Origin of the sequence: Streptococcus infantis, assembly GCF_047463315.1 — a bacterium.
Taxonomy (GTDB): Bacteria; Bacillota; Bacilli; order Lactobacillales; family Streptococcaceae; genus Streptococcus; species Streptococcus infantis_AB.
Map to the genome: position 1 here is coordinate 39,761 of NZ_JASHEB010000003.1, position 19,261 is coordinate 59,021.

Annotated in this window: 18 protein-coding genes and 1 tRNA gene; 7 read left to right on the top strand and 12 right to left on the bottom strand. The window is 39.5% G+C overall.

Annotated features, from left to right (window positions below; genetic code table 11):
- Positions 1 to 81 precede the first annotated feature (81 nt).
- The 6 genes from QM857_RS03820 to QM857_RS03845 all read right to left on the bottom strand — a co-directional run bounded on the left by QM857_RS03820 (position 82) and on the right by QM857_RS03845 (position 5,670).
- Positions 82 to 873, bottom strand: coding sequence for a DUF2785 domain-containing protein (locus QM857_RS03820; RefSeq protein ID WP_414275115.1), 792 nt, complete (start codon positions 871 to 873; stop codon positions 82 to 84).
- A gap of 248 nt (positions 874 to 1,121) precedes the next feature.
- Positions 1,122 to 2,918 (bottom strand): oligoendopeptidase F, encoded by a 1,797-nt coding sequence (gene pepF / locus QM857_RS03825; RefSeq protein WP_414275116.1) that lies wholly within the window; start codon positions 2,916 to 2,918, stop codon positions 1,122 to 1,124.
- Positions 2,919 to 2,928: 10 nt separating this feature from the next.
- Positions 2,929 to 3,672 (bottom strand): 16S rRNA (uracil(1498)-N(3))-methyltransferase, encoded by a 744-nt coding sequence (locus QM857_RS03830; protein WP_414275117.1) that lies wholly within the window; start codon positions 3,670 to 3,672, stop codon positions 2,929 to 2,931.
- A 1-nt stretch (position 3,673) separates the two neighbouring features.
- The gene (prmA, locus tag QM857_RS03835) at positions 3,674 to 4,624 is read right to left on the bottom strand and encodes a 50S ribosomal protein L11 methyltransferase (RefSeq protein ID WP_006150835.1); all 951 of its coding nucleotides are present in this window, start codon (positions 4,622 to 4,624) and stop codon (positions 3,674 to 3,676) included.
- A 137-nt stretch (positions 4,625 to 4,761) separates the two neighbouring features.
- Positions 4,762 to 5,190: an NUDIX hydrolase gene (locus QM857_RS03840; RefSeq protein WP_004250760.1), complete on the bottom strand. Its 429-nt coding sequence runs from the start codon at positions 5,188 to 5,190 to the stop codon at positions 4,762 to 4,764.
- A gap of 9 nt (positions 5,191 to 5,199) precedes the next feature.
- Complete coding sequence (locus QM857_RS03845; protein WP_006150882.1) at positions 5,200 to 5,670, bottom strand: DUF3013 family protein; 471 nt, start codon at positions 5,668 to 5,670, stop codon at positions 5,200 to 5,202.
- Between the two features lie 115 nt (positions 5,671 to 5,785).
- Between QM857_RS03845 and QM857_RS03850 the strand changes: the two genes are divergently transcribed.
- From QM857_RS03850 to QM857_RS03860, 3 genes are all read left to right on the top strand, one after another.
- Positions 5,786 to 7,057, top strand: a complete 1,272-nt coding sequence (locus QM857_RS03850) for a replication-associated recombination protein A (RefSeq protein WP_414264331.1) — start codon at positions 5,786 to 5,788, stop codon at positions 7,055 to 7,057.
- Positions 7,058 to 7,319: 262 nt separating this feature from the next.
- Positions 7,320 to 7,392: transfer RNA gene (locus QM857_RS03855), tRNA-Lys, on the top strand.
- A gap of 95 nt (positions 7,393 to 7,487) precedes the next feature.
- On the top strand, positions 7,488 to 7,901 hold the full coding sequence (locus QM857_RS03860; protein WP_414275277.1) for a helix-turn-helix domain-containing protein: 414 nt from the start codon (positions 7,488 to 7,490) through the stop codon (positions 7,899 to 7,901).
- 219 nt (positions 7,902 to 8,120) lie between these two features.
- Here QM857_RS03860 and QM857_RS03865 read toward each other — a convergent pair whose 3' ends face one another.
- Positions 8,121 to 8,660 carry a DUF6609 family protein gene (locus QM857_RS03865; protein WP_414275118.1) on the bottom strand — a complete coding sequence of 180 codons (540 nt, stop codon included), beginning with the start codon at positions 8,658 to 8,660 and terminating at the stop codon, positions 8,121 to 8,123.
- 543 nt (positions 8,661 to 9,203) lie between these two features.
- Here QM857_RS03865 and QM857_RS03870 point away from each other — a divergent pair.
- The 3 genes from QM857_RS03870 (at position 9,204) to QM857_RS03880 (ending at position 12,521) form a co-directional block, all read left to right on the top strand.
- Complete coding sequence (locus QM857_RS03870; protein ID WP_414275119.1) at positions 9,204 to 10,046, top strand: aldo/keto reductase; 843 nt, start codon at positions 9,204 to 9,206, stop codon at positions 10,044 to 10,046.
- A 163-nt stretch (positions 10,047 to 10,209) separates the two neighbouring features.
- Positions 10,210 to 11,355 carry a low temperature requirement protein A gene (locus tag QM857_RS03875; protein ID WP_000209242.1) on the top strand — a complete coding sequence of 382 codons (1,146 nt, stop codon included), beginning with the start codon at positions 10,210 to 10,212 and terminating at the stop codon, positions 11,353 to 11,355.
- Between the two features lie 650 nt (positions 11,356 to 12,005).
- Positions 12,006 to 12,521 (top strand): DUF308 domain-containing protein, encoded by a 516-nt coding sequence (locus QM857_RS03880; protein WP_049509307.1) that lies wholly within the window; start codon positions 12,006 to 12,008, stop codon positions 12,519 to 12,521.
- 271 nt (positions 12,522 to 12,792) lie between these two features.
- On the opposite strand, the gene QM857_RS03885 is transcribed toward QM857_RS03880, so the two are convergent.
- The 3 genes from QM857_RS03885 to QM857_RS03895 all read right to left on the bottom strand — a co-directional run bounded on the left by QM857_RS03885 (position 12,793) and on the right by QM857_RS03895 (position 16,496).
- Positions 12,793 to 13,881, bottom strand: coding sequence for an AI-2E family transporter (locus tag QM857_RS03885; protein WP_414275120.1), 1,089 nt, complete (start codon positions 13,879 to 13,881; stop codon positions 12,793 to 12,795).
- A gap of 9 nt (positions 13,882 to 13,890) precedes the next feature.
- Positions 13,891 to 15,180 carry a DUF308 domain-containing protein gene (locus QM857_RS03890; RefSeq protein WP_414275121.1) on the bottom strand — a complete coding sequence of 430 codons (1,290 nt, stop codon included), beginning with the start codon at positions 15,178 to 15,180 and terminating at the stop codon, positions 13,891 to 13,893.
- A gap of 656 nt (positions 15,181 to 15,836) precedes the next feature.
- Complete coding sequence (locus QM857_RS03895; protein ID WP_254726722.1) at positions 15,837 to 16,496, bottom strand: hypothetical protein; 660 nt, start codon at positions 16,494 to 16,496, stop codon at positions 15,837 to 15,839.
- A 238-nt stretch (positions 16,497 to 16,734) separates the two neighbouring features.
- Here QM857_RS03895 and QM857_RS03900 point away from each other — a divergent pair, with 238 nt between their 5' ends.
- Positions 16,735 to 17,268: a hypothetical protein gene (locus QM857_RS03900; RefSeq protein WP_414275122.1), complete on the top strand. Its 534-nt coding sequence runs from the start codon at positions 16,735 to 16,737 to the stop codon at positions 17,266 to 17,268.
- A 181-nt stretch (positions 17,269 to 17,449) separates the two neighbouring features.
- Here the strand turns inward: QM857_RS03900 and QM857_RS03905 are convergent, their stop codons facing one another.
- Together QM857_RS03905 and queA are read right to left on the bottom strand one after the other, a co-directional pair.
- A complete protein-coding gene (locus QM857_RS03905) occupies positions 17,450 to 18,013 on the bottom strand; it encodes an ABC transporter substrate-binding protein (RefSeq protein WP_414275123.1) in 564 nt (187 codons plus the stop codon).
- Positions 18,014 to 18,198: 185 nt separating this feature from the next.
- Positions 18,199 to 19,227 carry a tRNA preQ1(34) S-adenosylmethionine ribosyltransferase-isomerase QueA gene (gene queA, locus QM857_RS03910; RefSeq protein WP_414275278.1) on the bottom strand — a complete coding sequence of 343 codons (1,029 nt, stop codon included), beginning with the start codon at positions 19,225 to 19,227 and terminating at the stop codon, positions 18,199 to 18,201.
- Between the last annotated feature and the right edge of the window lie 34 nt (positions 19,228 to 19,261).

Below are 19,261 nucleotides of genomic sequence, written 5' to 3' on the forward strand. Positions count from 1 at the left end.
TTAGTCTATCAGAAGAAGGAAAGGGTTTCAAGAAATGTGCTTGAAAATTTTGTGCAAGTTTTCGCATTTAATAATCGATATCTAATATTGAAAAGATTGAATAGCTTTTTTCAAGTCATCTTGTAAACTATTTCTCTGGTCGAGTTGAACATAGACTTCTAAGAGACAAGATCTGAAATTGGAAAATTTATAAAAATCTTCCCTCTCTTCTATCGGGAAATCAAGTGACTTTATCCAAGAAGCCAGTGTCGCTTGCTCCACCTTGCCTTGCAAAATAGGTTCATAAAGCACTCTGGCCAAGCGCCAATCCTCATCATCTATAAACCGAATCGTAATTCTTTTAAATAGTTGGCCAAGTATGTCAAATACTTCATGAACTCTGTTTTTAGGAAAGTCTGGATGACAAACAACTTCAGTCAAAAGATCAGCCCCATGAGCAAAAGCATGTACCCAACCATACTGACCTGAAAAACCTGTCGTATCCTCTTCTTTTTCAAGGTAATGCAAACCTTGGTTGAGCATCGTATTTCTGATGTCAATTTTAAGCACTTGATAATAAAGAGAGTGTTGGTTGCCATCGGCAGATAAGAGATTGGCATAAATAAGTGCCCTAAAAGAACGTTCAAGCGTTGAAACTCCTGTCTTATCAATCTCTTTATCTAGGCCACCATCAGAAGTAATCCTAGTAGCAATAAACTGAAATTGCTCCTTTGTAAATAATTCTTCTTGAATCCCCCTAGCCAGACTGGTAAAAACCAATTCATCGCGAATTTCTGGAGAGGGATATCCTAAATGATCAAGCAACCACTGGAGTTCTTTTTGACGATAACTCGGTTTTGCTTCTATTGCTTTTCTTTTCAACTCTTGATACATCTGCCCACCTCTTTTTATGAGTTATCAAAAATCATCCGCAGATGACTTTATACTAAATTCTTAAGGAAATAGAATCTGGGATAACTGGTCTAAAATGAAGTAAATAACTATCAGTATCAACTCTACAGCAAGTTCAAATCTAACATCACGACCTTCAACTGCATTTTTGAAAATAGCTACAGCTAAACCAAATATAATGACAATTAATAATCCCAAGAGCATTATTCTAAAACAACCTTTCTATTCCTTTACTCCCCCAACTGGGTACTATAGGCAATAATCTGATCAACTGTTTCTGACAAGAACTGGATGGTATCACGGAGTGGTTTATCTGTAGAGATATCTGCTCCGATAATCATAGCTGACTCAAGTGGTGTCTTGCTACCTCCTGACTTGAGGAGATTGAGCCAGTCTTCAGCTCCAGTTTCTGATTGTTTCAGATGGAGATAGCCAGCAGTTGAAATTACAAGACCGGCAGAGTAAGTGTAACTATACAAACCCATGTAGTAGTGAGCTTGGCGCATCCAAGTCAGTGCCGCATCATCATCAATCTCAATGGCATCTCCCCAGAAATCCGTCAAGACTTCCTTCATAATGCTGTTGAGTTTACTTGCTCCAAAGGTCTCACCTTCTTCAATCAACGTATATACCTTACGTTGAAAAGCTGCTTCCAAGAGATGGGTAATAAAGTTATGGAAGTAGGTGTCCGTCAAGCGATGAGCTAAGGCAAAGCGTTTCTGACGTGGGTCATCAGATTGGTGTTCTAAGTAATCACTTAACAGCAATTCATTGAAGGTTGACGGTGCTTCGACATAGTAGGTCGACATGTGGGCATTGAAGTAGCTCTGATGATTATCCGAAAAAATAAATTGACCAGAATGCCCAATTTCATGAATCAAGGTATAAACATCGCTCAAACGACCTGTCCAGCTCATGAGGACATATGGATGCACACGATATGGATCAGCTGCATAACCACCAGAATCCTTGCCACTATTAGCAGCGAAGTCAACCCAGCGCTCTTCTTGATAGCGAGCGATTTCCTGACTGTATTCTTGACCCAAAGGTGCGACTGATTTCATAACTAAATCATAGGCATCATCAATGCTAACCTCTGGATTGAGAGCATTGTCCAAGTCCAATTTCCAATCAGCAAAGGTCATCTTCTCAAGACCATTCACCTTGGCAACATGCTTGAGGTATCTCTGAGCAACTGGCGCAAAGTCCTTCATGATGAGGTCAATCTGGCGGTCAAACATGGCACGGTCCACTTCTTGCTCAGCCAAAAGATAGTCGAATACTGAGTCATAACCTTTCATATCTGCCAACAATTTCTCAGACTTTACCTGAGCAAGATAGGCTGCCGCAGCTGTATTTTGGTGCTTACGTAGTCCATCTGAGAAGGAACGGAAAGATTTCTCACGAACTTCAGCATCCTCGTGATTTTGGTAGAAATTTTCATAGGTCACAAAGCTGTTTTTGTAGGTTTTTCCATGGGCTTCAAAGTCAGCCATTTCGAAATCCCCAGCTCGCATCTTGGTGTAAATATCCTGTGGACTGTAGAAAACTTCGCCAAGATTAGTCAAGGCCTTCTCCACATCAGCCCCTAGATAGTGGGCTTTTTTGATTTTGGCCTGACGAATGGCTGCAGTCAAGTGAGGCAATTCACCCAAATGGTCCAAGACTTCCTCGTCTGCTGCCACCAAGGCATCATCAAAGAAGGTCAAGGCTACGCTGGCATCTGTTTCAAAGTCCATTCCAGCTTGGGCGATATTGGCAAAATCTTCATTGCTATAATCTGTCGTCTGAGGCATAAAGGCATAATTACCAATATGGCTCATCTGGATATAGATTTGCTCCAATTCTGCAAAGGCCTTATCAAAATCCTCAAAAGTGTGAAGATTGCCCTTGTAGTCACGGCTAAATTGATTGATGTCTTCACGCGCCTTCTCTATCGCACGCAAGAAATCCTCACGGTCTTGATATAGGGCTGTTAAGTCCCAAAGTTCATTTTCAGGAAATTCTGAACGGTGTTTTTGTTCCATCTTTTTCCTCTTATTTCTCTAATTCTAACAAAACACTGATGGCTGATAAGGCATAAAGCGGTGCTGTTTCTGCTCGTAGGATGCGAGGCCCAAGTCCTGCTAGAACTGCTCCTTTAGCTTCAAAAGATTCAATTTCTGCAGGTGAGAGACCTCCTTCTGGACCAAAGATAAAGAGCAGTTTGGCTCCCTTTTCAAGCTCAGCAACTGCTTGTATAAGTGCAGCTGATTCTCCTTCTTTAGCTGACTCTTCATAAGCCACCACAATAGAATCAAACTGATCCAGTTGGGCTAGAAAGTCTGCCTTTTTCTCAAAAAGGGTAATACTTGGGACTAGATTCCGCTTGCTTTGCTCGGCAGCACCAAGGGCGATTTTTTCTAGTTTCTCGACCTTTTTACCCAATTTCTTGCCGTCCCACTTGGCGACTGACCAGTCTGCGGGAAAGGCCCATATCTGGCTAGCACCCAGTTCCGTCACCTTTTGAGTGATAAACTCTAGCTTATCTCCTTTGGGAAAGCCTGATGCGATGGTCACTTGAATTGGCAATTCTACATTGTCAGCCAATTCTTCAATCAGCTCCAACTGACGCGCCTCTACATTTATCACGCGCGCCAAGCGCTTAATACCATCATCAAAAACTAAGGTAACCTGGTCCTCTTCTTTCAAACGCATGACCTGAAACATGTGCTTGCTGGTTTCCTTGTCCTCGATAGTGACAGGAGAGATTGCACTCCCCTTGACAAAATACTGCTGCATGCTAGCCTCCAATCACACCTGAAATATCCTTGGTTTTCTTGAAGACACAGGCATTCCATTCTCCTTGAATCATATGAGTTTCAAGGAAAAATCCAGCTGCTTCTGCTGACTCACGGACCATGTCCCACTTGTCCCTGATAATGCCACTCATGATGAGGTAACCTTCATCCTTGACCAAGCGATAAGCATCATCCGTCAGATGAATGAGGATATCCGCCAAGATGTTGGCCACGATGACGTCTGCCTCAATCTCCACGCCTTTAAGCAAATCGCCTGGTGCCACATGGATGTTTTCCATGCCAGGATTGAGCTCAATATTTTCCTGAGCGACCCGAACTGCTACATCATCTAGGTCATAGGCAAAGATTTCCTTAGCACCAAGTAGAGAGCTAGCAATGGAAAGAACCCCTGAACCTGCCCCCACATCGATCACCGTTTCACCACCACGAAGGACCTGCTCCAAGGCAAAAAGACTCATCTTAGTGGTTGGATGCGTACCTGTCCCAAAGGCCATACCTGGATCTAGCTTGATAATCTTTTCGCCCGCCGTCGCTTCATAGTCCGTCCATGATGGCACGATGGTCAAGTCATGGGTAATGCGAGCTGGTTCATAGTATTTCTTCCAGTTGTCGGCCCAGTCTTCCTCAGCCAAGGCAGTCGTGCCCATCTTGACCTCTCCCAGATCCATAAAATCTGTCAATTCTGCCAAGCGAGCCTGCAAGTCCGCTTCAACCGCTGCCACATCCACCGTTTCAGGATAGTAGGCTGTCACCACGATTTCTTCCTGTTGCTCCACCTCAGGAAAAATCTCACCAAAGCGGTCCACATTACCCACATAGTCCATGCTGTCTTCGATTGCAACCCCTTGGGCGCCTAGCTCAATCAGGAGGTTAGAGACTAGCTCCTCCCCCTCACGCTTAACCGTTACTTTTAACTCTTGCCATGTTTCCATAATTAAGATACCAAGCCCATAAAACACAAAGCCAAAATAGGAAACTCTCTTAAGACACTTATGTTTAAGAGAAGTTTATCTTTTTGGCACAGTGTTTAGGGCGGGTTCAGTTTAGAAATTTAACCGAACCGTCCTTTCTAATCACTTACTTTTAAATAATCTTTTAATCTCTCTTGCAACTGAGGTACAACCTTATCTGAGCCAAGAAATTCATCAATGCTCATCAATTTATAGCCCTGGCCTTCATCTCCAAAGACGATACTGTCAAATTGTTCTTGACTTAACTGACTAACCATAAAGACCGACTGCTTCCTCTCAAAAAGCATACTTGGGTAGACCTTACTCCCAAGCAGGTTATCTTCAGTTAGATGAATCCCTAACTCTTCAAAAACTTCACGCGCTACGCACTCAAAAGGAGTTTCGTCCCCTTCACGACCTCCACCTGGCAACTCCCACATATTGGGCCAAGGAATGCTGGGCTTGTCATCACGCAGAATAGTTAGGACACTATCTCCACAAAGTAAGGCAATCTTGCAGCCTGTGAAATCAGAAATCTCTAGCTCCATGCTAGACTCCTAATATCTCGGATAAGGGTAAAATTCTCCTTCTTCCAATCCAACTTTTCCTTCTTCAAAGACTTCTTGGTTCCATTCCATGACGAATTCTTCTGCTTCTGGGTCTTCCAAAAAGTCCATGAGGGCATCTAGTCCAACCTCTGCAGTATCTTTAAGAAATAGCGCATAATAAGCTAAAAACTCACGAGAAAAACCTTTCTTCGGCAAATAAGGGATGACTGCCAGATAGTCTTCCTCATTAACTATTGACTTGGCAGGGTTGTAAAAAAGTACCGCTTCTTCAAAAAGGATATCATCTGACGAAACCTCTCCGTCTTCATCTACCATCTCCACCCCCGCAGCATTTTGTGCCTCTAGCAAAAAACTCACTTCAACCGCATGATTGCGCTTATCCCAGCTAATCTCATAATCAAAAGGAAAGTTCTTGTCCAACTCTTCTTGTAAAACATCTAAAAATCCGTATGTTGTCATTTTGTCCTCTTTCTATACGACTCTTTAATCGCCCCGAATACTCGGAAATATGCTAAAATAGATACTACCATATTACCACATTCGTATCAGAAAATCCATGTTAGAAAGGACTGCTATGCCAGACAATCTCGCGCTTCGTATGCGCCCCAAAACCATCGACCAGGTCATCGGTCAGGAGCATCTAGTTGGACCAGGCAAGATTATCCGCCGCATGGTGGAAGCCAATCGCCTATCCTCTATGATACTCTACGGACCTCCAGGCATCGGAAAAACCAGTATCGCTTCAGCCATCGCTGGAACGACTAAGTATGCTTTTCGGACCTTCAATGCCACTGTTGATAGTAAAAAACGTCTCCAAGAAATCGCTGAGGAAGCTAAATTCTCAGGTGGCCTTGTACTGCTACTAGACGAGATTCATCGTCTTGACAAGACCAAGCAAGACTTCCTCTTGCCTCTTTTGGAAAGTGGACTGGTCATCATGATTGGAGCCACGACTGAAAATCCTTTCTTTTCTGTCACTCCAGCCATTCGTAGCCGTGTTCAGATTTTTGAATTAGAACCCTTATCCAATCAAGACGTCAAAAAGGCCATTCAAATAGCCCTGACAGATCCTGAACGTGGTTTTGATTTCCCTGTTGAATTAGATGAGGATGCCCTTGATTTTATAGCAACATCGACCAACGGAGATCTCCGTTCTGCCTTTAACTCGCTGGACTTGGCAGTTCTCTCCACTCCAGCTACTGACAAAGGTATCCACCATATTACACTGGATATCATGGAAAATAGTCTTCAGAGAAGCTACATCACTATGGACAAGGATGGAGACGGACACTATGATGTCCTTTCTGCCCTTCAAAAGTCTATTCGCGGTTCAGATGTGGACGCTAGTCTCCACTATGCTGCTCGCTTGATAGAGGCTGGTGACCTTCCTAGCCTAGCTCGTCGTTTGACTGTGATTGCTTATGAAGATATTGGCTTAGCCAATCCTGAAGCCCAGATTCATACCGTAACTGCCTTAGATGCTGCGCAAAGGATCGGATTCCCCGAAGCCCGCATCCTCATTGCCAATGTCGTCATTGATCTGGCACTTTCACCCAAGTCCAACTCAGCCTATGTGGCTATGGATAAGGCCCTAGCTGACCTTAAAACATCCGGTCACCTACCAATCCCACGTCACCTGCGAGATGGTCACTATAGCGGTAGCAAGGAACTAGGGAACGCCCAAAATTATCTCTATCCACATAATTATCCTGGCCACTGGGTCAAGCAAGAGTACTTGCCAGAAAAAATCCGTGACCATCACTACTTTTCTCCAGAAGATAGTGGAAAATACGAACGGGCCCTGGCTCAACGCAAGGAAACCATTGATAAATTACGAAACTCGTGAAATCCTTTTCAAAATTTTTAATTTTCCCTTGATTTTTTTTGAAAAAGTGGTATCATATAATCATAGAAACGCTGTGGTGTACGACTTCACATTTAAGTGTTGACCGACTATTTTTTGTATTATTAGGGAAACAAAAGTCTTCTAACAGCATGTAGGCCGTCTCACACGGAAACAGCTTCAGTTAGAGCGAGTTGCCCACCTGCTTAATTGCGCGGGTTCAATACAAACCGTGAAGTTTCGGCACCAATACAGCTTTTTATTTGCCTCCTTAGCTCAGTTGGTAGAGCAGTAGACTCTTAATCTATGGGTCACAGGTTCGAGCCCTGTAGGGGGCATCTAAATCAACAGGAAAAAGCCTTGATTTATAAGGCTTTTTTGCTTGTCTATAACTGATTTGCCCCATCATTTGCCCCACATTTTTTTATGAGCAATCTTTCCAGACATCTCTGATTACGAAAAACAAAAAAGCTATCCTACCTTTGCAAATTTGGATAAGATAGCAGAATATTTTAATGCAACTCCAACCCAACTATTTGGAACTAGTAAAGAGATTGAGTTAGAAAAGAGTGTTCTTGAATCTAATGAATACTCTGATAAAGTAAGTGAGATTTTAAAAGCTGTCAAATACATCGAGCATTTCCTACATACTAATGGACAGCACTTAGAAGATTTACTTTACCTAACAAGAGGCAACCAACTATACACAGAAGATGGAGATGAGTTGTATATTGATCCAACTTCTCAGAAAAGAACACTTCATAACCAATATGAACCTGGTTTTATTGTAGCAAGAGAAAAATCTCCACTAGAACTCTTAATTGAAAATAAGGAGCTATTGGATTAAATAAAAAAGCGAGGATAACCTCGCTTTTCTGTTGTATAATCTTATCTTCGAAAGCCGTTTTCCCGACGGCTTTTTTGTTAGACTAAATATGTCAGAAGGAGGGAGAAATATGATTTCACAAGCTAAGTATTTTGAGCAAAGAAAAACAGTAAACCTTTTTCCGATTTACTGTTCCTCTGTTATTCTTATTAAGTTGCTAGTTCAACAAACAATTGGGATTTATTGCTTCGTTGCTTTAGAAAAAAATAACAAATAAACTCCAAATATAAATTTAATTATTGCATCAATATAGGCAAATAGTACCAAAGGGACATCAGAAAAAATATACCCCATGATAATATTAATAGTGCACATAATTCCTAATAAAATCATTGATTTTCCATGTACAAAATATAATGGGAAAAAATGCAATGCTGTGACTAATAATGCCCCCAACCATATCAATCTCCAATTCTCCGTAACAAAAAATGAACCGCCTAAAAAAACCATTAATATAAACAGAAATATTATTGAGTATTGAGAAACCTTATTTTGAAATTTAGTCGATGGTCCAGTGGATAGTTTTTTTAGTAAGTCTTTATTCATATTAATCGTAAAAAAGAAGACTATATAACCACTAGTAAACACTTGCATATTTATAATTTGTTGTCCACCTATTAAGGTAGCAACTGCGATAACTACGGCAACCGCAATTAACCACAAACCGCAAGATTTTTTATAATTAAATTCTAACTTTTCGTTTTTTTCATATCCTAACATTCGCCGAAAAACCTCTCTAAATTCTAATTTATTTGTCTATGTTACTTAATATTATAGTATTTTTTAGGCATTTTTTCTATTGCCGGATTTCATACTCACTCGCTACTATTCCCCATTAGAATGTATTGGCATTTACTATAAAAGGGAACAGAGGTTCATACGAAGTCTTCTGGCAATATCCGTTAGTGATACTTTCTCAGTTAGAAGTTGAGCAACCTGTTGTCAGAAAAGGTTAGAGATTAGGAAACCTTTATGAGTCATTCGTTATTTTTGCCCCACTTTCGCCCCATTTTGAAATATTTACATTGAAAATACCTAAAAGTATTTCCCTAAAATCAGCTATATTTCAATATTTTTGTTTATTTTCAATATGAAAAGTTCTTACAAATTCATTCTCTTCCCATGTAATAATATCTCCAAAAGCTGTTACGAACATCGGAAAAAGAAGTAAGGAACTATTCATAATAATGGCCGTAGCAAATCTTTGCATTTTTGCCTTATCTTTTTTAACATAGTACTATTAAAAAAGAAGAGGTGAAAATCATGGAAACATATACACTTGCAAATGGGGTTGCTATTCCTAAAATTGGTTTTGGAACTTGGCAAATTGCTGAAGGTGAAGAGGCCTATAACAGCGTTAGCTTCGCACTTAAGGCGGGTTACACACATATTGATACCGCACAAATTTACGGTAACGAGGTTTCTGTAGGTAAGGCGATTGCTGATAGTAATGTGGCACGTGAGGATATTTTCCTAACTACCAAACTTTGGAATGATAAGCACGATTACGAGTTGGCTAAGACTTCTATCGATGAGTCTCTCGAAAGATTAGGTGTGGATTATTTGGATCTTTTGCTTATCCATTGGCCTAATCCAAAGGCGCTTCGTGAGAATGATGCTTGGAAGTCTGGTAATGCAGGCGCTTGGAAGGCAATGGAAGAAGCCTACAAAGAAGGTAAGGTGCGTGCTATCGGTGTGTCTAACTTTATGCAACATCACCTAGAAGCTCTTCTTGAAACAGCTGAAATTGTGCCACATGTCAATCAAATCCTCTTGGCTCCAGGTTGTGACCAAAAAGACTTAGTTGCCTATTGCCAAGAGCGCGATATCCTTCTTGAAGCCTATAGTCCACTAGGTACAGGTAGCATTTTTGGAAATGAAGATGTTGAAGCAGTGGCTGAACGTAACGGTAAATCTGTGGCACAAGTTGCTCTGCGTTGGAGCCTTCAAAAAGGTTTCTTGCCACTACCTAAGTCTGTGACACCTAAAAATATAAAAGCTAACTTGGATATCTTCGGCTTCGACTTATCAGAGGAAGATATGGCGGTCTTGGATAAGATTCAAGGCATCAAAACTCAGGATGATCCTGACAAAGTTAATTTTTAATAGGATTTTAATCAACTCGTCAGGGTTGCTTTTTCAAGTAAATGACAAAAGAAGTCAAGATTTTGACAATTCGCGTCACATGAAGTTATTTAAGCATATCCTTTTCTCTCATTACCATTTTCTGTTATAATAAATTGTACTTCTAGAATAGAAAGGACTTAAGATGACAACTCTTATTAAGCATAAACGTGTAGAATTTTCAGAACTATTTTATGACCTAGTGTTTGTTTTTGCAATTTCAAAAGCAACTGCTTTAATTCACCCTCTTCATAGCGGTGTTGTGGCTTGGGATTCTTTACTTGATTTCTTCATCTCTGTCATGGTTATCATCAATTCCTGGATGATTCAAACCATTTATACCAATCGCTATGGAACAAACTCGTTATTTAACATGGTAATCATGTTTATCAACATGGGACTTATGCTCTTTATGTCCAATATGATTGGATACAATTGGCAACAATGGTTCTATTATACCTGTTGGGCTGTTGGTACATTGACCCTTACCTTATTTTTTCAATATTTGGTTGAATTTTTTAGAAAATCAACCGATAATACTGATCGGGAAAGTATCAAAGGTTTTCTATGGTTAACAGGTCTAGGAAGTTTAGGAGTCTATCTGGCAGCTCTTTTTCCTATTTACGTTGGAGTCTATATCTTTATTGCTAGTATTCTGCTAACATTTATTGTGCCAATTTTCTTGATTACTAAAGATGAGCATTTCCAGGTAAATCTTCCCCATTTAATCGAGCGCGTCTCCCTTCTTGTGATTATTACGTTTGGAGAGATGGTTGTTGGGCTAGCTAGCTTCTTTACAGTCGAGAATTTCTCGATTTATTCGGTTCTCAATTTCGTTATCATGCTTTCCCTGTTCTTGTTTTATTTTGGCGAATTTGACCATGCTATTGATGAAGGATCTAGTCAAAAGGGATTATTTGTAATTTATAGTCACTATCCTATTTTCATCGGGCTTATGTTGATGACAGTTTCGATGGGTTATCTCCTGAATCCCGAGGCTAATCTTCTCGTTGCAATCAGCTTCTTTTATATCGGAATTGGCCTCTTCCAAGCTGCTGTCCTAGCAAATGGGCCCTATAACAAAAACTATCTTCGCTATCCGAGAAGTTACTACTGTGCTCAAGCGACACTCTATCTGGCTGCCTTGATTCTCTCTTTGCTTTTCGCTTCTAATCCTATAACAGTGTTGAGTATTGCAACCATTTTTACTCTAGCTATAGCCATTCATTTTATTTATTTTTATGTGACACAGAATAAAAAATATTCCAAATCTAACTGGGGGTTCTTTTAATGAGTTTATAGCATTAAAAAAGCCTTGGTTTTCCAAGGCTTTTTTTTCATTAATTTGTTTTTCCATTTTATCCTCCGATTTGAACTCGCACTGACATTTATTTATAACAACACTATATATCTAGTATGGCATAATCATTAGGTATTATAGATTTTCAAACCAAATGTGAGTCATTCGTTTTTGCCCCACTTTTGCCCCATTTTTAAATCCTGACATTGAAAATACCTAAAAGTATTTCCCTAAAATCAGCTATATTTCAACATTTTTGTTTATTTTCAATATGAAAAGTTCTTACAAATTCATGCAGGGGGCATCTAAATCAACAGGAAAAGCCTTGAAATCAAGGCTTTTTTGCTTATCTATAACTGATTTGCCCCACTTTTAAATCTATCTTTTCTTTTTGAATCAAATTACATCTTAACAAATAGTGTAAAGCCAGTTACTTTTGCTTTGATGCCATACAATATTTTCATGTAGAGAAGACAAATTTTATCTTCTCTTTTTATTTTCAAAATGATAAAAACTGATTTTCTTTTCATGAATCAGACTGAAACTTCCAAATTGTTTATTTATTTTATTGACATTTTCTATAAAAATAACTACAATAGTTTTATTAACAAACTATACTATACTATATAGGGGGTATTGAAATGAAATTTTCTAATCGTTTATCGCTATTCCTTGCAGGAGTTATTTTTGTCCTTTTAGCACTCTTTCTATTTACAGACCCAGTAGCTAATCTTGTTGCTTACAGCTGGTGGATTGCATTTGGTTTACTGGTTGCTTCCATAGCAGCTATTTTAGGCTATTTCTCTGTACCAAAAGAGCTTCGCTCACCAGCTCATCTTTTCCAAGGGATTGTTAATCTTCTCTTAGCTCTTTACCTCGTTGCCTATGGCTTTGTGACGCTGCCAGTTGTCATTCCAATTATTTTAGGGATTTGGTTAATTGTAGAAGCCATTATAGTTTTCTTTAAAGGCAATCGTCTGGGATTGATTTTCCCTATTATTGGCAACCATATCATGTGGATAGCGTTGCTTGCATTTTTACTAGGTCTAGTGATTTTGTTCAATCCAGTAGCTACAAGTGTCTTTGTCGTTTATGTCGTTGCCTTTGCATTTTTAATTGTTGGTTTCACCTATATCCTTGATGCCTTTCGTAAATAATCTAGCTGCCATTTTGGGCATATTAAAATAGCTGGGAAGTTACATTCTCAGCTTTTTCTATTGCCTCTTTAGCTAAGTTGGTAGAGCAGTAGACTCTTAATCTATGGGGCGCAGGTTCGAGCCCTTGTAGGGGCATCTAAATCAACAGGAAAAAGCCTTGAAATCAAGGCTTTTTTACGTCCAATAGCTTTTTGTAGCAAAGTATTTAAAAATAAAAGAGAAGAGAATCTTTCACTCTCTTCTTAGTATATCTTATTAAATTCAGTCTTTCTCAATCTACCTGATTTTCCTTTGCAACGACAAATTCTTTAACCAATCGATAGATAACAGCAAATATCGGTGTAAAGAATATCATCCCAAGTAAGCCAAAGAGATTGCCTCCAATACTAGCAGCCGCAAGCGTGAAAATAGCTGGCAAACCAATAGACTGACCTACAACTCTAGGATAAATAAGGTTTCCTTCAATCAGCTGTATAACTTGATATAGAAGAAGAGAAAGTAAGGCTTGAGTAGGACTCACTGTGAAGATAAAAATCGCTCCCACAACACAAGCAATCATAGGCCCTACATAAGGAATGAACGATAGCACTCCTGCAAAGATACCTGTCATTACTCCATAGGGTATCCCAAACACGCTGTAACCAACCGCTATCATAACTCCTATGATAACTGCTTCAATCAGCTGACTCATCAAAAATTGGTCATAAGTCTCTAGTGCTACTTGTCCAATGTAAGTCAACTTTATCACCACCTTCTCTGAAAGAAAAACTTTTAGAAGTCGACTCGTCATCGCTGCCAAATGTTCCTTACTGGATAAAAATAAAAAGGTGAAGACTATAATCAAAAAGGCATTCATCAAACTTGAAAAAATATTGCCGATATTACTAGTCAGACCTGATAAAAAACCTATCAAAGCTTGGCTAATAGAACTAGATTGTCCCTGTATGCCTGATACGATAGTTGACAACATGTCTTTGGTTACAAATTCCGAGCTGCCTAGCAATTTCCCAAGTTGAGTAAGGACTGTTGAAAGGACTGTTCCCAGCTGACTAATAGTCTGGGCTAGGGTTGGCAGCACCAAAACCAAAAGAGCAATCACGATTAAGATAAGAGCTAGGAAAACAAGTACCATGGCAATCGGACGACGCAACTCTGCCTTTACCTTCAATTTAACTAAGTACTGTTCAATTTTTTTCATAGGAACATTAAGCACAAAAGCAATAACAGCACCATAAATCAAGGTTGATATTACATCAAAGAGAGAGATTGCTCCTGATATAAAGCTCGATGCATTCAGAATTACAAGAGCAACCAGCCCTATAAAAAGTATTAACGGGGTGTATTTTTTTACTAAGTTCATAAATTCTCCTTAATAAACATGTTTAGATACGACTATGCTATTTGGTTTTTCAAACTCTCGATTAAGGTAGGCTTGGTAAGTTCCTGGAGCGATAAATCCTTTGGGTGAGAGGATATCGGTGCCAGCCTGACCGACTATGGTATCAGCTAAGAGCACACAGTTTGTGGACAAGACAAAGTAGGATTTAAACTTAGATTTGATAAATTTATAAAGTTCCCCATCCGTCTCATGTCTGATTTTATAAGCGTAGGTGTAGTCTTCCTTACCATCTTCCGTTTTAATTTTATCTGCGCTTGGCTCCCAAGGAATCGTTAGTTGTTTTAATTCAGCTAATTTTTCCTGAACCGCTTCTTCCATTTCCGGTGTCAAATCTATTCCGTAACCAAAAAGCGTTTTTTGACTCTCACGTTTACATAGATCAATGTACTTATCACGGTCGCAAAAATATAAAACACCATCTCCAACCATACCAAATAAGGTCTCAGATGACGGATCATAGTTTCCATAAGAAATAACACGGCCTTGATAGCAGATATCCACATGACCAATTGCCGAAAACAGAGAGGTCTCAGCTGTATGAACAAAAATTTCAAGCTCCGCTGTCTTACCAGACTTCACCATTCCAAGATGGATATCCTCTCTCTCATCAGCATTTTCCTGCATGAATTTGTTGATTTTTGCTAAAGTACTTGCAGGGATGAGAGCGGCTAGGACAATAGGTAAGCTCATTCTTACACGACGTTTGAGATGGTTTTTCCCAATTTCCTCCTCAAACAAGAAACCATCACGGATATTGGACACACCATAAAGGAAAAAATAAGCCCCTAATACAAAGAGTTGAAAGACAGAATTTCCTGTAGAGGACAAAAGACTAGTCCCACCAAGAAAAACTAGTACGAGTCCATCTAGTAAGAGACGAAAACGAGGTCGAATTTTGTTTTTGCGGTAGAGAACATAGGTGACAAGGTTGATACTAGCATGAAAAATCTGAGAAATTCCAATCACAAGAGCCAAAATATAAATCGGCACATCCGTCGCAAGATTGGAGCCAAGCAAATATCCCAGCACTAACAATTTAACCAGTGCAACTCCCAAGGTGTCCGTTGACTGACTTTTTTTGAAAATACGTAATACTAAATCTAAGACCGTTGCTATCCAAGCTAAAAACAGAACCAGTCGAATAACCTTTACTGGCAACCAAGTCCCCGTGACCATCAAGATGAGACCTAGCAGAACAAACAAGAACCCCTGAGCAAGTAATTTCTTACCTGTCAGACCTAAAGAAAGAATTTTTTCCATAAAAGACCTTTCAAAAATAATAATTAAGCCCTTTGATCAAATTGACTGGTAAATAGCTGACGGCACAAACAGCCTGTGCCAGCAAGACATGGCGACTGACTGTAGCAATGTCACCATCTTGTCTTATGCACTTCTAAAATTTGTTATATTGATTAGAAACCAGAGCTTATAAAAACTAGCTAAACTCGAGAGATAGACACAATTGCGACGAAAAAATGTATAACCAATTCAACTTGTTAAGGTAAGAAAGCATTATTTCCAATCTATTAATTATTCATCTATTACCTATTATGACACAATATTCCCTATAGTTCAACATTTTACTAATTAAAAATCATAAAAGAAGTTTCAAGTCCTCATAACGCTTTGAAAAGAACAAAAATCTGAATGTAATAAGATAGTACCCATTACCCATATTATAATTAGATTATGAATTGAAGCTTTTTGGAACTAAAATTAGGAATAATTGAGAAAGTAGGGAGGGAAATTTTGCTTTTACCCCATTTTGAAATAATTTCATTTTAGATTTTTCTAAGTTTCTTTCAAAGAGCCTGCAGGGGGCATCTAAACAACAGGAAAAAGCCTTGATTTACAAGGCTTTTTTGTTTTTCTAAAAGATTTTCTCTAGATATTTAGCAGAATCCCAAGATAGTTTCTCAATGTTCCACTTCTTCCTTAAATCGTACTTTTCCTTGGCTGTATAATCTCATAATCTTCACAAAGCGAACTGGATTGTTTTGGTTATACAAAAGAAATACTGAAAAGAATAACAAGCCAGCAAACCACAAACCATAGCCTTCATCACCAATCGGTTGGCCAAATTTTAGAGGAAGAATCAAGAAATACAAAAAGTAATAGATAGACACTATATTTACTACAAAGCGGGCAAATCGATAAGGTAAAGCAGACAGTTGTCTAGGATCAAACTGGTTTTTTACAAACAAATTATGAGATGCTGCAAAGAAAAAGACTTTCTCTGTCGTTGGCTGGGCCTTTCGAACATTTTTATAAAGTGCTCGTTCAAGTATAGCAACCAACAAGGAAAACTGCATCAACCAAAATAGAAGAATACAGGCTAGACTGAACCAGTTATAGACACCAATAAACTTGAGGGAAAAGAAGCCCGAAATTGCAGGTCCACCTGCTAGTAAGAGAATTACCAATTCAGGAATAAAAGAATTCGTTTCACCAGCTTTTTCAGTATTGAGCAACTTACTCTTTGGAGCAGCTAAAGCCTCTCCTGTCTTTTGGTCATAATAAACAGCCTGACCATTGCATTCGCCGATAAAGACACGACGTCGTCTCAGAAAAAACATATTGACCTCTTTCTATTTATGAAAACAAGTCTTCAAATTTTGGAATTTTATTATCCTAGTATACCATAAACCAACTTGCTAGGTCATAAGATAGCTAAGAGCCACATCTTGCTAAAAGGTTGACAGAACTTCGCTCCATAGGATATGATGGGAATACCTAAAATTTTAACTCTGCATGATCTTTACGACTTCTACTGAAAAAGCGTTGGAGAGTTCAATTCTATATCTGGAGGTTTCTATGAAAATCTATTATTCAAAATTTGTCGGTGTCGGCTATCTAGTCTTTGCGGCGGGTGTATTCTTTCAATTTTTCTTTTTCCTCGCGCATGGATTGATCGACTTTTCCCAGCTTAGTCTTCTTACTGTAGTCCCAACCATCCTCTTTTTCGCTGCTATCTATGCAGCGATTGCAGGCATCAAAAGACTGACTAGTCGCAGGCTTTCCTTTGAATTCACCTTTGAAGGTATTTATGTCTATCCTGGGTTATTTTTCTCAAAAGAAATCTTTATCCCAAAAGAAGAATTGTTGCGAGCATCGTATGTTGAAGTGGATGTCAGTGACCCTGACCATGTCAACAGCAAGGCTTACTATTTAGACTTCGATTTGAGAGAAGTGACCCAGCTAGAAGATATTTCAAAGTCAAACGCCATCATCGATACAAGTGCCCTGAAATTGCGTCTCGCCCTTAGCCTCTGTCGATTTAGAGAGGAAGAAAAAGCCGAGTTGGCGACCTATCTAAAAGAAAACTACGGAATCGATTTCTTATATTAGCAAGAAAAAAGCCCTACATCAGGGCTTTTTGTATTGTTAGCGATTCACTACATACGCTTTAAAATGGACTGGTTTATCATCCAACTTAAACGTATTGTAAACTTGGATGTTTAAAAATTTATACATCGAAAACTTTAAAAAAGCAAGGATATTTCACCACCCTTACTTCTGATTGATCTTTTTAGTTACGGTAAAATTGGTTATCTTTGTCGCTTACAGATTGACCGATAGACAAGACGTCTTGGCTACCGTCTGTACCTGTCACTTCATTTTGGACTCCAGCTGGGGTAAAGATCAGTCGTGCCCCTTGTCCACCACCGACAAGATGAATACCTGTTGAGTAGTAGCCATCTTTTTCCTCTACTTGACCCATTTCGTATTTAAAGGTTCCATTTGCACTTTGGATTGTTACAATCCCATCTGCTGTGACTGTTGCAGTTGTTCCCGCGTAGTTTTCCCAAGTCCCTGCAAACTTAGCGTAAGCCTCTTGTGATTTTTGCTTATCTTCCGTTTGTTCTCCTTGAGTGGTTGTAGCTTCTGTCGCACTATTTGTTTCTGACTTCTGCTCCTCTTTTTGACCTGCTTCAGTTTTACTTGCGGACTCTGTAGTCACCTTGCTTGTTGTTTCCTTTTGGTTTGAAGCTGAAGTGTTCTTGTTAGTCTTTCCACCACAGGCAGCCAAGGTCAAGGCAGCCAATAAGGTCAGGACTGATAGGCTCGTATAGCGCAATGTTTTGTTTTTCATAAAAATCTCCTTTGAAATAGACACAGATAAAAGTAGCTCGTCAGATTTTGCATATATTTGACGGCTGTATCGTAGTCTTCAGTGTATCATTTATTTGCTTTTAATTCAACAGCTATCATATATCAAAAAAAGCTAATCCAAATAGGAATTAGCCCTTTTATTTCTAGTTTTGATTTGCTCGTTTTTTAGTAGATAAACATGGCATCGCCAAAGCTAAAGAAACGGTATTTTTGCTCGATAGCATGCTGGTAAGCTTCGAGGACCAATTCACGGCCTGCAAAGGCTGAGACAAGCATGACCAAGGTTGACTTAGGTAAGTGGAAATTAGTAGAAAAAGCATCCACCACTTTCCAGTCATAGCCTGGTTTGATAAAGATATTAGTCCAGCCAGAGTCGGCTTGGATCTGTCCGTCGAACTTGCTTCCGATAGTCTCTAGCGTACGGATAGAAGTTGTTCCCACAGCAATCACGCGACCACCATTTTCCTTGACCTGACGCAAGGTCGAAGCGGCTTCCTCAGATAATTGGTAAAACTCTGAGTGCATTTCGTGTTCATCTAGATTGTCGACTGAAACAGGTCTAAAGGTACCAAGACCAACGTGCAAGGTCAAGTAGACTAGGTGAACTCCTTTTTGTTGGATCTCTTCTAGTAATTCTTTGGTAAAATGCAGACCCGCAGTTGGGGCAGCAGCTGAGCCACTCTCCTTGGCATAGACGGTCTGGTACCGTTCACGGTCATCCAACTTTTCGTGGATATAAGGAGGCAAAGGCATTTCTCCCAGACTTTCAAGCACTTCTAGGAAAATTCCCTCATACTCAAAACGAACAATACGACCGCCATGGGTTAATTCCTCGGTCACAACTGCGCTAAGTCGACCATCACCAAAGATAACACGGGTGCCGACCTTGAGACGTTTGGCAGGTTTTGCCAAGACTTCCCATTCGTCTCCTGCTGTATTTTTCAAGAGCAAGAGTTCAACGTGTCCCCCTGTTTCTTCTTTTTGACCATGAAGTCGAGCTGGCAAGACACGGGTATCATTCATAACTAGGGCATCACCTGGCTCTAGCATTTCGATAATGGAGTGAAAGTGGCGATCTTGAAATTCTCCAGTCTGGCGATTGACTATCAAGAGTTTAGAGGCATCGCGCTTTTCCAAAGGAGTCTGAGCAATCAATTCCTCTGGTAAGTGAAAATCAAAATCATTGGTATTCATTGGTGTCATTTTCCCTTTTCTTTTCTAATAGAAT

Bases quoted from the DNA above. Each gene is read 5' to 3' on its own strand.
- QM857_RS03820 (WP_414275115.1), bottom strand. From the start codon at position 873: ATGTATCAAGAGTTGAAAAGAAAAGCAATAGAAGCAAAACCGAGTTAT.
- pepF (WP_414275116.1), bottom strand. From the start codon at position 2,918: ATGGAACAAAAACACCGTTCAGAATTTCCTGAAAATGAACTTTGGGAC.
- QM857_RS03830 (WP_414275117.1), bottom strand. From the start codon at position 3,672: ATGCAGCAGTATTTTGTCAAGGGGAGTGCAATCTCTCCTGTCACTATC.
- prmA (WP_006150835.1), bottom strand. From the start codon at position 4,624: ATGGAAACATGGCAAGAGTTAAAAGTAACGGTTAAGCGTGAGGGGGAG.
- QM857_RS03840 (WP_004250760.1), bottom strand. From the start codon at position 5,190: ATGGAGCTAGAGATTTCTGATTTCACAGGCTGCAAGATTGCCTTACTT.
- QM857_RS03845 (WP_006150882.1), bottom strand. From the start codon at position 5,670: ATGACAACATACGGATTTTTAGATGTTTTACAAGAAGAGTTGGACAAG.
- QM857_RS03850 (WP_414264331.1), top strand. From the start codon at position 5,786: ATGCCAGACAATCTCGCGCTTCGTATGCGCCCCAAAACCATCGACCAG.
- QM857_RS03865 (WP_414275118.1), bottom strand. From the start codon at position 8,660: ATGTTAGGATATGAAAAAAACGAAAAGTTAGAATTTAATTATAAAAAA.
- QM857_RS03870 (WP_414275119.1), top strand. From the start codon at position 9,204: ATGGAAACATATACACTTGCAAATGGGGTTGCTATTCCTAAAATTGGT.
- QM857_RS03875 (WP_000209242.1), top strand. From the start codon at position 10,210: ATGACAACTCTTATTAAGCATAAACGTGTAGAATTTTCAGAACTATTT.
- QM857_RS03880 (WP_049509307.1), top strand. From the start codon at position 12,006: ATGAAATTTTCTAATCGTTTATCGCTATTCCTTGCAGGAGTTATTTTT.
- QM857_RS03885 (WP_414275120.1), bottom strand. From the start codon at position 13,881: ATGAACTTAGTAAAAAAATACACCCCGTTAATACTTTTTATAGGGCTG.
- QM857_RS03890 (WP_414275121.1), bottom strand. From the start codon at position 15,180: ATGGAAAAAATTCTTTCTTTAGGTCTGACAGGTAAGAAATTACTTGCT.
- QM857_RS03895 (WP_254726722.1), bottom strand. From the start codon at position 16,496: ATGTTTTTTCTGAGACGACGTCGTGTCTTTATCGGCGAATGCAATGGT.
- QM857_RS03900 (WP_414275122.1), top strand. From the start codon at position 16,735: ATGAAAATCTATTATTCAAAATTTGTCGGTGTCGGCTATCTAGTCTTT.
- QM857_RS03905 (WP_414275123.1), bottom strand. From the start codon at position 18,013: ATGAAAAACAAAACATTGCGCTATACGAGCCTATCAGTCCTGACCTTA.
- queA (WP_414275278.1), bottom strand. From the start codon at position 19,227: ATGAATACCAATGATTTTGATTTTCACTTACCAGAGGAATTGATTGCT.